Origin of the sequence: Bacillus sp. SA1-12 (assembly GCF_000981385.1) — a bacterium.
In the GTDB taxonomy this organism is placed as follows: domain Bacteria; phylum Bacillota; class Bacilli; order Bacillales; family Bacillaceae; genus Metabacillus.
In genome coordinates, this window is record NZ_LATZ01000009.1 from 100,790 (window position 1) to 115,537 (window position 14,748).

Sequence of the window (14,748 nt, forward strand, 5' to 3'; positions counted from 1 at the left end):
GACTTAAAATATAAGGTCTAACCTCTCTAACTTAAGTGGATTGGATATAGTGTAAAAGATCTATATTTAGTTTTAGTTAGAGTAGGTTTTTACCTTATGAGTCACCCCTTTCTTCCTGAAATCAATAAATGCAAATTTTCTAACTAATTAGATGATTTGCATTTGGTGATTTTCATACCAGCTAGCTTAAGTTCTTAGTAACAAAAGTTAACAAAATGAATGGTTTTATTACAGGTTGTTCTGGAAAAGGAGTGTGAACAAGTTTGGAATATGTTATTGAAATGCTGAATATTCGTAAGGAATTTCCTGGCATCGTGGCAAATGATAACATCACCCTTCAAGTAAAAAAAGGAGAAATCCATGCATTACTGGGGGAAAATGGTGCAGGTAAATCAACTTTAATGAATGTTTTGTTCGGTCTTTATCAACCTGAAAAAGGGGAAATTAGGGTAAAAGGGAAAAAAGTTGCGATTACAAATCCAAATATAGCAAATGATCTTGGGATTGGGATGGTTCATCAGCATTTTATGCTTGTCGATACATTTACAGTAACGGAGAATATTATATTAGGAAATGAACCTAAAAAAGGTAGCTCAATTAACATAAGAGAAGCTGAAAAACAGGTAAAAGAAATTTCAGAGAGATATGGACTTGCTGTTGATCCGACTGCAAAAATTTCTGATATTTCCGTTGGTGCACAACAAAGGGTAGAAATTCTTAAAACATTGTACCGCGGTGCAGAAATATTAATTTTTGATGAGCCGACTGCGGTTTTAACCCCTCAGGAAATTAAAGAATTGATTCAAATATTGAAAACATTAATTAGTGAAGGAAAATCGATAATTCTGATCACCCATAAACTAAAGGAAATTATGGAGGTTTGTGACAGAGTAACGGTTATCCGCAAAGGTGAGGGGATCGGTACAGTGAATGTTGCTGATACAAATCCAAATGAACTTGCATCTCTCATGGTTGGCCGCGAGGTTTCATTTATAACCGAAAAGATCCCAGCAACACCAAAGGAAGATGTTTTAACAATTGAAAATTTAGTTGTAAAAGATAATCGTCAGGTGCAAATGGTAAATTCATTAAATTTATCAGTTCGTGCAGGTGAAATAGTCGGTATTGCTGGAGTAGATGGAAACGGACAAACAGAATTAATTGAAGCGATTACAGGTTTAAGAAAAGTAGAATCCGGAAGTATTAAAATAAATAATAAAGATATTACGAACACACACCCAAGGAAAATAACCGAATCAGGTATTGGCCACATTCCGCAGGATCGTCATAAACATGGTTTAGTGCTTGATTTTCCTATCGGCGAAAATATGGTGTTGCAAACCTATTACAAGCCTCCATTTTCCAAAAGTGGTGTCTTAAATTTTAAAGCGATTTATGATAAAGCGAAAAAATTAATTGAGGAATTTGATGTCAGAACACCTAGTTCAACTACTTTAGCAAGAGCGTTGTCAGGTGGAAATCAACAAAAGGCTATTATTGGGAGAGAAGTTGATCGTAATCCTGATTTATTAATTGCAGCACAGCCTACACGCGGTCTTGATGTAGGGGCAATTGAATTTATTCATAGCCGTCTTATTGAGCAAAGAGATAATGGAAAAGCAGTGCTTCTTATTTCCTTTGAATTAGATGAAATCATGAATGTAAGTGATCGCATTGCTGTTATTTATGAAGGCGAAATTGTCGATATTGTTGATCCAAAAGAAACAACTGAACAAGAGTTAGGATTACTTATGGCTGGTAGTAAGCGTCAGAAAGCAGGTGAGAAGTCATGAAGCTAACTCGGTATATGAACATATTAATTCCGGTTATTGCTGTTCTGTTAGGATTGATCTGCGGGGCGATCATCATGTTAGTTAGCGGATATAATCCGATTGCAGGGTACAGTGCATTATGGTATGGAATTTTTGGTGAACCTTATTATATTGGGGAAACCATTAGACAATTAACACCATATATCTTAACAGGCTTAGCAGTCGCATTTGCATTTCGTACTGGTCTGTTTAATATCGGTGTTGAAGGGCAAGTAATTGTTGGCTGGCTCGCAGCAGTTTGGGTTGGTGTTGCATTTGAACTACCTGCTATTATCCATCTTCCACTTGCCATTATTGCTGCTGGATTAGCTGGTGCTCTATGGGGATTTGTTCCTGGGTTGTTAAAAGCGAGATTTAAAGTACATGAGGTTATTGTAACCATTATGATGAACTACATTGCACTTCATGTAACAAATGCGCTTATTCGTGATGTGATTACTGATAATGCTGATAAAACAGAAAAGATATTTCCAACTGCATCCTTGCGATCTGAGTTTTTTGAGTCAATAACGGATTATTCACGCATGCACAATGGTATTTTCATCGCACTTATTGCTGCCTTTATCATGTGGTTTCTTTTAGAAAAAACAACAAAAGGCTACGAGCTTCGTGCAGTTGGCTTTAATCATGATGCTGCACATTATTCTGGCATGAATGTTAATCGAAATATTATTCTTTCCATGGTTATTTCAGGTGCATTTGCTGGTGTAGCTGGAGCGATGGAAGGTTTAGGAACGTTTGAATATGTTTCAGTAAAAGGCGGATTCACAGGGATTGGTTTTGACGGGATCGCTGTTGCCCTAATTGGAGGTAATTCAGCACTTGGAATTCTTTTTGCTGCAGCCTTATTTGGCGGATTAAAAGTCGGAGCCTTAAATATGCCTTCTGAAGCTGGTGTTCCGAATGAGCTTGTTGAAATCGTTATTGCGCTTATTATCTTCTTCGTAGCTTCAAGCTATTTCATTAGATGGATTTTATCTCGTTTTAAAAAGGAGGGGAAATAAGTGAGCATTTTACAAGCTTTAGAAATAATTATTCCAACCGCGTTATTTGTGGCGGCTCCACTTATTTTCACTGCTCTTGGTGGTGTTTTTAGTGAGCGCTCAGGTGTAGTAAACATTGGTCTTGAGGGTTTAATGATCATTGGCGCTTTTGTAGGTATTGTGTTTAATTTGAATTTTGCTGATGTTTTTGGTAGTGCAACACCTTGGTTAGCGATATTAGCTGCGATGATTGCTGCATCTGTTTTTTCTTTGCTGCATGCAGTTGCATCGATTACCTTTAAAGCTGATCAAGTGGTCAGCGGTGTCGCTATTAACTTTTTAGCTCTAGGTTTAACGCTGTTTTTAGTTAAAAACATTTACCAAAAAGGACAAACAGACCGAATCAGCGTGAGTTTTAATAAATTTGATGTACCATTATTAAGTGATATTCCCGTATTAGGAAAAATCTTTTTCTCAGGAGGATATATTACTTCTTACATTGCCATTCTTTTAGCAGTTATTGTATGGTATGTCATTTACAAAACACCATTTGGCCTAAGGCTTCGCTCAGTCGGCGAGCACCCGATGGCAGCAGATACAATGGGGATTAATGTCACGAAAATGAGATACATTGGGGTTATGCTAAGCGGTGCACTTGCCGGAATTGGAGGTGCTGTTTATGCAACCATTATTTCTCGGGATTTCAGCCATGCAACGATAAGCGGCCAAGGATTTATGGCACTTGCTGCAGTCATCTTTGGTAAATGGCATCCGCTCGGTGCAATGGGTGCAGCTTTGTTTTTTGGACTTGCACAAGGCTTAAGTATTATTGGGGGAACTATTCCTTTCTTAGCAGATGTTCCAACAGTGTACCTTCTTATTCTCCCGTATATATTAACGATATTAGCATTAACTGGATTTATCGGTCGTGCGGATTCTCCTAAAGCACTAGGGACTCCTTATGAAAAAGGAAAACGATAAGTAAGGCTTCCCTAATGGGACTTCAATTCCCATTTATGGATTGCAAAATTTTTCGAGCATCTTCTGTTCTATCTTTTGGTTTTTTTCTGACTGAAAATTTTGTCCTTCGTCTGAACTTTATAGGTATTATCACACACTCAAATGAGTAGATTATCTTTAAACTTTGAGAGTATGTTTTAATGGCTGTTTAGATTTGTATAATCACTACTATCTTATGGGCTGTCTAAAAAGGTCTTGCCAGACCTTTTTAGACAGCCTTTTTACGGTTTTTAGAGTTGCTACTTTATCCCAGTATAGGTTAGTTCGTTACTACACAAAATGTAAAAGAATAAAAATTAAAGCAGATAAGGTGAAGCATAGATGGAAGCAGGAAAGAAGCTCGATTTATTAGCATTATCATCTGTTCCACTTGTAATGACATTAGGTAATTCAATGTTAATACCAGTTCTACCTCTAATATCAAAAAAGTTAAATATTAGTTCATTTCAAGTATCTTTAATCATAACAGTGTATTCGATTGTTGCGATTATTTTAATTCCAATTGCAGGCTATTTATCAGATCGATTCGGAAGAAAGATGGTAATGGTCCCATGTTTAATAATAGCTGGCATTGGAGGAGCAGTATCTGGATGGGCTTCTTGGCAAATAGAGAATCCGTTTATGATCATTCTATTAGGCCGTGTATTGCAGGGGATTGGCTCAGCCGGCGCCGCACCAGTTGTCATCCCTTTAGTTGGCGATATGTTTAAAGATGATGAACAGGTTAGTGCAGGATTAGGACTAACAGAAACGGCTAATACAGCCGGAAAGGTATTAAGCCCGATTATTGGTGCTGTTTTAGCTGCGTTTATTTGGTTTTTGCCTTTTTGGTTTATTCCATTTTTTAGTTTCATTAGTGTTTTATTAGTCGTCTTTCTTATCAAGGTACCAAAGAACAAGAAGAACGAAAAACAATCATTTAAAGAATTTGCCCATTGTATCGGTGATATCTTTAAAGAAAATGGCAGGTGGCTTTTTACTATCTTTATTGTAGGTTGTATTATCATGTTTGTGTTATTTGGTGTACTTTTTTATTTATCAGATATGCTTGAAACGAGATATCAAATTGATGGTATTAGAAAAGGGCTGGTATTAGCCATCCCATTATTAGCTCTTTCTGTCAGCTCATATGTGGCAGGAAAAAAAATTGGTGAAAGTAAACAGTTAATGAAAACAGTCATTCTCATCGGGATGGGGCTTGTCACGTTTTCATTTGTTGCGATAAGGGTCCAACACTCTTTTGTTTTTTTGGTTGCTTTTTTAGTCATAACAGGAATAGGTATTGGGATTACATTGCCTAGTCTTGACGCTATTATTACAGAAGGGATTGAAAAAGAGCATAGGGGGACAATAACCTCAATTTATAGCTCAATGAGATTTATTGGGGTAGCTGCAGGTCCCCCGGCTTATGCTTATTTCATGACGGTTTCTGAGCATCTCATCTATTATATTTCCGGAGGAGTTAGTTTTTTATCTGTTATGATCGTTTTGCTTTTTATAAAGCCGAAAAATGATCCGCAAAAGGATTCTGATTCGAAGCAAATGCCTAAGCTCGCTTAACATGCTGATCCAAAGGGTATCCTTTATCAGCATGTTTTCAATTTACGGTATATAGTCCCTAAATTAGAGAAAGACTAGAAAGTAGAAAAATGTGTATTATTTCCTTTATTATCCTCGTATTGATATAATTACAAGCAAATGCAAAGGAATATAGCTACCATAAAAGGAGGGTCAAAATGGCATTTATTGATGAACAGCTCAGCAAAGTTAATGGGCTTTCACTGCATACCGTATCAACAAAGAAATTTAAAACGAATACAATTGTTTTAAAAATGCTTGCACCTTTAAAAAAACAAGATGTTACATATAGAGCCTTACTACCGTATGTACTCCAACGAGGTACAAAAAGCTTTCCTACAAGCATAAGCTTACGTCAGCATTTAGATACATTATATGGTGCAACACTTTATGTGGACCTTTCCAAAAAAGGAGAAAACCATATTATTTCTTTCCGTATGGAAATAGCGAATGAGAAATTTCTATCTGATTCTACTCCTTTATTAGAAAAAGGAATCAAGCTTTTGGCCGAGATTTTGTTAGAGCCTGTTCTTGACGGTAACTCATTTAAAGAAGAGGTTGTTGCTCAAGAAAAACGGACATTAAAACAGCGGATCCAGTCCGTTTATGATGATAAGATGAGATATTCGAATTTACGTCTTGTCCAGGAAATGTGTAAGGATGAACCATATGCATTACACGTCAATGGGGAGATTGATGATGTTGAAACGATAACAGCAACATCTCTTTACGATTATTATCAAAAAGCAATAAGTTCCGATAAAATTGATTTGTATGTTGTCGGCGATTTAGATCGACAAGAGGTAGAGGGTTATGTAAAACAATATTTTGCTTTTGAAAATAATGAAACTCAGGTAAGTGAAGCAGTTGATAAAAAATCAATTAAAGAAAATGAAGTCATTGAAGAACAGGATGTAAAGCAAGGCAAATTAAATATTGGTTATCGCACAAATAGTACGTACCGTGATGATGACTATTATGCTTTACAAATCTTTAATGGCATTTTCGGCGGCTTTTCCCATTCAAAACTCTTTAGTAATGTCCGTGAGAAAGCCAGCTTAGCGTATTACGCAGCATCAAGGGTAGAGAGCCATAAAGGCTTGCTTATGGTTATGTCAGGTATAGAGGTTGAAAATTATCAAAAAGCAGTTACCATCATTCGTGAGCAAATGGCAGCAATGAAACAAGGGGATTTTTCAGATCAAGAATTGGAACAAACCAAAGCCGTTATTCGTAATCAATTATTAGAAACAATTGATACGCCATATGGACTTGTAGAGATTGTCTATCATAATGTCATTGCTCAAATAAATCGGCCTTTTGATGAATACTTACAAGGAATTGATGAGGTTACAAAAGAGGATGTTGTAAAGCTTGCTGAAAAAGTAGAGCTTGATACTATTTATTTCTTAAAAGGAATGGGGGTAAATCAATGACAAATCCTATTCGTTTTGAGCAGCTTCAAGAAGAGCTATATTATGAAAAAATGGAAAATGGCCTTGATGTTTATGTATTACCTAAAAAAGGCTTTAACAAAACGTATGCAACCTTCACAACGAAATATGGGTCAATTGATAATCGCTTTATACCGCTAGATCAAAATGAAATGATCACAGTTCCTGACGGGATTGCCCATTTTCTAGAGCATAAGCTATTTGAGAAAGAAGATGGAGATGTGTTTCAGCAATTTAGTAAACAAGGCGCTTCTGCTAATGCATTTACCTCATTTACTAGAACAGCCTATTTATTCTCAAGTACAAGCAATGTAGAGCGGAATCTTGAAACATTAATGGATTTTGTACAAACACCTTATTTCTCTGAGCAAACGGTTGAAAAAGAAAAGGGCATCATCGGTCAAGAGATTAATATGTATGATGATAATCCTGACTGGCGGTTATACTTTGGTTTAATTCAAAATCTTTATCAGCATCATCCGGTAAGAATTGATATTGCAGGCACAATTGATTCGATTGCTAAAATTACAAAAGATTCCTTATATGAATGTTACAATACGTTCTACCATCCAAGTAATATGCTGTTATTTGTTGTTGGAGCGGTTGAACCGGAAGCCATTTTAAATCAAGTTAGGGAAAACCAGAAGAAAAAGGATTTTACTGCCCAATCTGACATAAAGCGAGAATTCCCGACTGAACCTGTTGAAGTGTACAAGAAAGTGGAAAAACTAAAGATGAATGTGCAGGGGTCAAAATGCTTAGTTGGTTTAAAAGCAAAAAATCCAAATCGTTCTGGTACGGAATTATTAAAATATGAACTGTCAATGAACATCATTCTCGATATACTGTTTAGTAAAAGCTCAAAGAATTATGAAGATCTTTACAGTGAAGGTCTTATTGATGATACCTTCAGCTATGATTATACAGAAGAAAAAGGATTTGGCTTTGCTATGATTGGCGGCGATACTGAGGACCCTGATAAGCTTGCAGAGCGTATACAAGACATCCTATTAAAGGCAAAAACTGAAGGTGTTGATTTTACAACATTTGATGCTGCCAAGAATAAAAAGATCGGTGCATTTTTAAGAGCTATTAACTCACCGGAATATATAGCAAACCAATTCACAAGATATGCATTTAATGAAATGAAACTTTTTGATGTTGTACCGACACTTGAATCATTAACAAAAGAAGAAATCACTACGATTCTTCAGGATGCTGTGGATGAAGAGTTATTTACAGTATGTCAGGTTATTCCAAAGTAAGGAAATACGATTTTTTTGAGGATTGAAAGAGGCAGTCTCAAAACTAAAGGGTCAGACCCGTACAACACATTATATAGGATCTAAAATGCCTATACTGATGTTTGTAGGAGGATTCAGACCCTTTTGAGACAGCCTCTTTTTTTGGAGAGGAGAAAAAATGGATAAATATGCTTTAATTACTGGAGCAAGCGGCGGTATCGGAACAGCCATTACGAAACAGCTAATGGAAGATGGCTATCATGTCTACGTCCATTATCATCAAAATGAACATGCCATTAAAGAATTGATTGAAACCAGAGGGAATCATAGAATGATTATTCCAATCCATGCAGATTTAGCTCATCCAAATGGTTGTAATGAAGTAATAAATAACATTCAGATGCCAATTGATTTGCTTGTATTAACAAGTGGTATGAGCTATTACGGTTTAGTGACAGATATGAGTGATGATGAAATCGATCAAATGATTAACCTCCATATATCAACACCATTTCGATTAACTCAAAGGTTGATTCCCACATTAAGAAGCAGAAAAGGAAACATCATTGTCATTTCATCTATTTGGGGAAATGTAGGAGCATCGTGTGAAGTGCTGTACTCCATGGTAAAAGGTGGCCAAAATTCGTTCGTAAAAGCACTTGCAAAGGAGTTAGCTCCTAGTCAAATTCGAGTAAATGCAATTGCACCTGGTGCGATTGATACCCGCATGCTTTCAACTTTTTCTGAGGAGGAATTAAAGGTGCTAAAAGATGAAATTCCGCTCGGCCGTTTAGGCCTTCCTCATGAGATTGCCCAAACGGTTTCCTTTTTAGCATCACCAAAAGCCTCATATATTACTGGACAAGTTTTGTCGGTTGATGGAGGATGGTACTAATTAGCAAAATGTTTAAAGTGGTTAATACATCTATAAGCAATAAATAAGCTTTTCAAAATTAGGTGGAATAAAAACGCGATTTCAAGGAATAATAAGCTTGTAACAACTATAAAGGAGGTACTCCTATGTCTGTTTTAGAAAATTGGGATGAGTGGAAAAATTTCCTTGGTGACCGTTTAAATCATGCTCAAAACGAAGGAATGAATGAACAGGTTATTAATAACCTCGCATTCGAAGTGGGTGACTACTTAGCAAAGCAAGTGGACCCTAAAAACACTCAAGAAAGAGTTTTAGCAGATCTTTGGAGTGTTGCTTCTGAACAAGAGAAACATGCAATCGCAAGTATGATGGTTAAACTTGTTCAAAATAACGGTTCGCATTAAAAAAGAGAGGAGCTAATCCTCTCTTTTTCACTATGTTCTTTTTGTTTAGACCCGAGTACAGAAACAGATATACACTCTTATAACAGGGAGCAGAGTATTTGATTACCAGTGCATTTTGCGATTAATGAACCTCATCTTGATACCACTTTTGCAAGGTGTCTTCCGCTTTTCTTTTTGTTCTTTCTTCTTTTGGAAAAATCATATATTATAGGTTATAGTGGTTGGTTAAAGGGGGTTTTATTATGCCATATGAGTGGTATTTAGAATATGAAATACAAAAAAATCGTCCAGGGCTTCTCGGAGATGTTTCTTCCTTATTAGGGATGCTGTCCATCAATATCATCACCATAAATGGGGTGGATGATTCACGTCGCGGGCTATTATTAAAATGTGAAAGTAATGACCAAGTTCGCAGGCTTGAATCGATTCTAGCCACCATGGATCATATAACAGTGACAAAACTTCGAGTTCCAAAGCTTCGAGACAGATTAGCTGTACGACATGGACGTTATATTCAGCGAGATGCTGATGATAAAAAAACTTTTCGGTTTGTCCGGGATGAGCTTGGACTATTAGTTGATTTTATGGCAGAATTATATAAGCAGGAAGGCCATAAATTAATCGGAATTCGAGGTATGCCGAGGGTTGGTAAAACTGAATCAATTGTTGCATCAAGCGTTTGTGCCAATAAAAAATGGCTTTTTGTTTCTTCGACTTTGCTAAAGCAAACGATTCGCAGCCAATTGATTGCAGATGAATACAGTGAGGATAATGTTTTCATCATCGATGGAATTGTTTCTACACGAAGAGGTTCTGAACAGCATCTACAGCTAGTAAGAGAAATTATGAGGCTGTCTGCAACAAAAGTTGTAGAGCATCCTGATATTTTTGTGCAAAATACAGAATATACAATTGAAGATTTTGATTATATAATAGAAATTCGTAATGAGCCTGATGAGGAAATTACATACAAAGATGCTGAAGAACCACATATGATGTTTGATTCTTCAAGTCTTTCAGGCTTTGACTTTTAAATATGGGGTGTTACGGTTGAGTGAATTAGGAAATCGACTGAAACAAGCAAGAGAAGAAAAAAACATTAGCTTGGATGACCTTCAATCAATAACAAAAATACAAAAACGGTATCTGCTTGGTATTGAAGAAGGTAATTATTCAATGATCCCTGGTAAATTCTATGTTCGCGCATTTATTAAGCAATATGCTGAAGCGGTGAATTTAGATCCAGAGATGATCTTTGAAGAATATAAAAATGAAATTCCGAGTACATATAACGATGATTTACCGGAACAGCTTTCTAGAGTAAAAACACATAAACAGCTTCCTAAATCTGCATCTAAGTTTCTTGATCTGCTGCCAAGGTTATTAATAGTTGCAGCCGTTGTTCTTATTGCAATTGTTTTTTGGGTATGGAGACAAAACGCTGCAGATAGTAATCCGGGCGAAGAGGCAACAAAAGTCGAAAATCGAAATGAATATACGAACAATGTAGAAAATACGGCAACGGGCAATAAAGAAGAGGAGCAAGAGGGAGATGTTCAGGAAGAAACACCACCTGTTGAGGAAGAAGTTGAACAGGAACCGGAAACTCCTGCACAAACTTTAACAGTAAATGGGAAAGCGGGCACGACAACAACATATGGCCTCTCTGGTGCAGAATCGTTTAAATTAGAAGTTATTGCCAAAGGCAGAACATGGGTTAGTATAAAAAATGGAAAAGGTAAGAGCTTCTTTGGTGCAGAAGTTGCTCAAGGAGAGTCTCAATCCTTTGATTTGACAGCTGAATCAGAAATAACAGTAAGAGTCGGAAATGTTCCGGGCACTGATCTAAAAATCAATGGCCAGCTTTTACAATATGAAGATGCTAAGACAACACCTCAAAACATTAAGATTATTTATAGCAAAGAATAGGGATTGATTCATGTTTACGTGTCAAGCGCCTCTTCCTTCTATATGTTGGAGGAGGTCCTAGGCATTATTTTGGGTCATCCTATTTTCTGTTTTTAATGCTGAAAGTAAGATAATCTCCTTTCTGATAATGACCGCATTTTAGTACATAACACAGTAATTTGGAGGGAAAAATCAATGAATTTACCTAATAAAATAACGATTTCGAGAATATTCTTAATACCTGTTTTTATGGTGATCATGCTTGCGCCATTGGACTGGGGTGAATTAACATTCGGCTCTGAATCGATTTTAGTCACCCATTTTATTGGGGCACTAATCTTTATTATTGCTTCAACCACAGACTGGATTGACGGTTACTATGCCCGCAAACTTAATATGGTGACAAACCTTGGAAAATTTTTAGATCCTTTAGCAGACAAACTTCTTGTTTCTGCTGCTTTAATTATTTTGGTGCAGCTCGAGCTGGCACCTTCCTGGATGGTAATTCTTATTATCAGCCGTGAGTTTGTTGTGACAGGATTAAGAGCTATTTTAGCAGGTGAAGGGGAAGTTGTTGCAGCTAATATGCTAGGAAAGATCAAAACGTGGACACAAATTGTTGCCATTTCGGCATTATTGCTTCATAACCTTCCATTTGAGTTTATAAATTTACCCTTTGGCATGATCGCATTATGGGTTGCTACCTTTTTCACCGTAATATCTGGCTGGGATTATTTAAATAAAAATAAACATGTGTTTATTAATTCCAAGTAATCTTGAAACCTATAGGAGGATATTGATGAATATTCGCACTGAAATAATTGCGGTCGGCTCTGAATTATTGTTAGGACAAATTGTGAATAGCAATGCGCAATTTTTATCACTTGAGCTTGCCGAGCTTGGCATGAATGTTTATTATCACACCGTTGTTGGTGACAATCCTACGCGGGTTGAACAAGCGATTAAGATCGCCAGGGAACGCTCAAATATTATAATTTTCACGGGTGGTTTGGGACCTACAAAAGACGATTTAACGAAAGAAACAATCGCAAAGACACTTGGTAAAAAGCTTGTATTTGATCAGGAAGCCCTTGAAAGCATCGAACAATACTTTGTTCAAACGAAACGGATCATGTCTGAAAACAATAAAAAGCAAGCACTTGTTTTAGAGGATTCATACATATTAAAAAATGATTATGGGATGGCGCCTGGAATGGCTTTAGAAGCAGATCAAACGATTTATATGCTGCTGCCGGGTCCTCCAAGTGAAATGAAACCGATGTTTCAAAACTATGGGCGGGAATATTTTGAAAAGCAGCTTGGATTTCAAGAAAAGATTATTTCTCGTGTGCTAAGGTACTTCGGAATTGGCGAATCACAGCTTGAAACCGACATTCAGGATATCATTGATGAGCAGTTAAATCCTACTGTTGCCCCATTAGCTGCTGATGGAGAGGTAACGTTGCGCTTAACCGCCAAGCATCAAGACGAACATGTTGCAAAACAGCTGCTAGATGAACTTGAGCAAAAAATCCAATCTCGTGTTGGCGAATTTTTTTATGGTTATGAACAAACAACTTTACCCCAAGAATTAAAAAAACTTTTACTTGCAAAGAAAAAAACAGTTTCAGCCGCTGAAAGCCTGACAGGCGGCATGTTTTCTGAACAGATAACAGCATTGGATGGTGCTTCGCAACTATTTAAGGGCAGTGTTGTTTGCTATACAAATGAGATCAAGGAACAACTGCTAAATGTTTCAAAACAAACACTGGATAAATATGGGGCAGTCAGTGAAGAATGTGCAAAAGAAATGGCTGATCAAATCCGGAAACTATCAAACAGTGATATCGGAATCAGCTTTACAGGTGTTGCCGGACCCCAGCCTCTTGAAGATAAGCCTGTCGGTACTGTCTTTATGGGTATTTCGTTTAGTGGAAAAGAAACGCAAGTTTATCGATTTCATTTTGCCGGCTCTAGAAATGGCATCCGTGTAAGAACGGTAAAGTATGGATGTCATTATTTAGTCAAACTATTATCGGAAATAGAATGATATAATATATTTTCTTATGGGATCTGATTTGGCAGATCCTCTTTTCTTTCTATAAATATATAAAATTCATTTTTATAGCAATTCTTATAGTTAAATAGTTGTTATTCTATAAAGTAAAGTGAAAAATAAGAGGATTTTGCGATGAAAAATAATCGAATAAATGTTCGATTATTGCTTGGCAAACGGCTAAAAAAGGGGTATATTTATTATAGATTCATTTAAAGGAGGAAATTTTGTGGGCGATCGTCAAGCTGCATTAGATATGGCGTTAAAACAAATAGAAAAGCAATTCGGTAAAGGTTCCATTATGAAACTCGGGGAACAGACAGATCGAAAAATTTCAACTACACCAAGCGGTTCCCTTGCTCTAGATGCTGCATTAGGAGTAGGAGGATACCCTCGCGGTAGAATTATAGAAATATACGGACCAGAAAGCTCAGGTAAAACAACTGTTGCTCTGCATGCAATTGCTGAGGTTCAACAGCAGGGAGGACAAGCTGCATTTATTGATGCGGAACATGCGCTTGATCCTGTATATGCACAGAAGCTTGGAGTAAATATTGATGAGTTATTGCTATCTCAACCTGATACAGGTGAACAAGCACTAGAAATTGCAGAGGCGCTTGTACGAAGCGGAGCAGTAGACATTCTTGTTATAGACTCTGTTGCAGCGTTAGTGCCGAAAGCGGAAATTGAAGGCGAGATGGGTGATTCACATGTTGGTCTTCAAGCCCGTTTAATGTCACAAGCATTGCGCAAACTATCTGGCGCAATTAACAAATCGAAAACAATCGCCATCTTTATCAACCAAATTCGTGAAAAAGTTGGAGTTATGTTTGGAAATCCAGAAACGACTCCTGGCGGCCGTGCGTTAAAATTCTACTCATCCGTTCGTTTAGAAGTGCGCCGTGCTGAAACTCTCAAACAAGGAAATGACATGGTTGGTAACAAGACTAAAATTAAAGTTGTTAAAAATAAAGTTGCACCTCCATTTAAGGTTGCAGAAGTAGATATCATGTACGGTGAAGGGATCTCTAAAGAAGGAGAGATTATCGATTTAGGAACAGAGCTTGACATTGTTCAAAAAAGCGGTTCTTGGTATTCTTACAATGAAGAGCGCTTAGGTCAAGGGCGTGAAAATGCGAAGCAATTTCTTAAAGAAAACCCATCTCTTCGTTTAGAAATACATGGCAAAATCCGCAAGGAATATGGATTAGATGAAGAAGTTCTTGAACCAGAAGAAAGCCAAGAAGAAATGGATTTACTAAATGATTAAAAAAGGGCATCATTGCCCTTTTTTTATACGTTCATTAAGAAAATGTCCTTATATGAAAATAATATTTTCATCTGTTACGATCATGGAAATAACAGAATGTAATATAAAATGTAAAGAATGAGTAT

The 14,748-nt window shown here is 36.8% G+C and carries 13 protein-coding genes; all 13 read left to right on the top strand.

The genetic code is table 11. From position 1 onward, the window contains the following. Positions 1 to 263 precede the first annotated feature (263 nt). The 13 genes from WQ54_RS08445 (at position 264) to recA (ending at position 14,623) form a co-directional block, all read left to right on the top strand. The gene (locus tag WQ54_RS08445; RefSeq protein WP_046514815.1) at positions 264 to 1,793 is read left to right on the top strand and encodes an ABC transporter ATP-binding protein; all 1,530 of its coding nucleotides are present in this window, start codon (positions 264 to 266) and stop codon (positions 1,791 to 1,793) included. Further along, positions 1,790 to 2,836, top strand: coding sequence for an ABC transporter permease (locus WQ54_RS08450; protein WP_046514818.1), 1,047 nt, complete (start codon positions 1,790 to 1,792; stop codon positions 2,834 to 2,836). Before WQ54_RS08445 ends, WQ54_RS08450 begins: the two co-directional genes overlap by 4 nt. Beyond that, entirely contained in the window at positions 2,837 to 3,796 is a 960-nt protein-coding gene (locus WQ54_RS08455) for an ABC transporter permease (RefSeq protein ID WP_046514821.1), read from the top strand. Positions 3,797 to 4,156: 360 nt separating this feature from the next. After that, positions 4,157 to 5,395: an MFS transporter gene (locus WQ54_RS08460; protein ID WP_046514823.1), complete on the top strand. Its 1,239-nt coding sequence runs from the start codon at positions 4,157 to 4,159 to the stop codon at positions 5,393 to 5,395. A gap of 176 nt (positions 5,396 to 5,571) precedes the next feature. Then, positions 5,572 to 6,849 (top strand): pitrilysin family protein, encoded by a 1,278-nt coding sequence (locus WQ54_RS08465; RefSeq protein ID WP_046514825.1) that lies wholly within the window; start codon positions 5,572 to 5,574, stop codon positions 6,847 to 6,849. Beyond that, entirely contained in the window at positions 6,846 to 8,132 is a 1,287-nt protein-coding gene (locus WQ54_RS08470; protein WP_046514827.1) for a pitrilysin family protein, read from the top strand. The genes WQ54_RS08465 and WQ54_RS08470 overlap by 4 nt, the downstream gene beginning before the upstream one ends. Positions 8,133 to 8,289: 157 nt before the next feature. After that, the gene (locus WQ54_RS08475; protein WP_046514830.1) at positions 8,290 to 9,006 is read left to right on the top strand and encodes an SDR family oxidoreductase; all 717 of its coding nucleotides are present in this window, start codon (positions 8,290 to 8,292) and stop codon (positions 9,004 to 9,006) included. Positions 9,007 to 9,131: 125 nt separating this feature from the next. Beyond that, positions 9,132 to 9,389, top strand: a complete 258-nt coding sequence (locus WQ54_RS08480) for a DUF3243 domain-containing protein (protein ID WP_046514834.1) — start codon at positions 9,132 to 9,134, stop codon at positions 9,387 to 9,389. A 239-nt stretch (positions 9,390 to 9,628) separates the two neighbouring features. After that, entirely contained in the window at positions 9,629 to 10,423 is a 795-nt protein-coding gene (locus WQ54_RS08485; RefSeq protein ID WP_156177827.1) for a DUF3388 domain-containing protein, read from the top strand. 7 nt (positions 10,424 to 10,430) lie between these two features. Next, positions 10,431 to 11,318: a RodZ domain-containing protein gene (locus tag WQ54_RS08490; RefSeq protein WP_052737715.1), complete on the top strand. Its 888-nt coding sequence runs from the start codon at positions 10,431 to 10,433 to the stop codon at positions 11,316 to 11,318. A 174-nt stretch (positions 11,319 to 11,492) separates the two neighbouring features. Then, a complete protein-coding gene (gene pgsA / locus WQ54_RS08495) occupies positions 11,493 to 12,071 on the top strand; it encodes a CDP-diacylglycerol--glycerol-3-phosphate 3-phosphatidyltransferase (RefSeq protein WP_046514843.1) in 579 nt (192 codons plus the stop codon). A 25-nt stretch (positions 12,072 to 12,096) separates the two neighbouring features. Next, positions 12,097 to 13,347: a competence/damage-inducible protein A gene (locus tag WQ54_RS08500; protein ID WP_046514846.1), complete on the top strand. Its 1,251-nt coding sequence runs from the start codon at positions 12,097 to 12,099 to the stop codon at positions 13,345 to 13,347. A 235-nt stretch (positions 13,348 to 13,582) separates the two neighbouring features. Continuing rightward, positions 13,583 to 14,623 (top strand): recombinase RecA, encoded by a 1,041-nt coding sequence (gene recA / locus WQ54_RS08505; RefSeq protein ID WP_046514849.1) that lies wholly within the window; start codon positions 13,583 to 13,585, stop codon positions 14,621 to 14,623. Positions 14,624 to 14,748 lie beyond the last annotated feature (125 nt).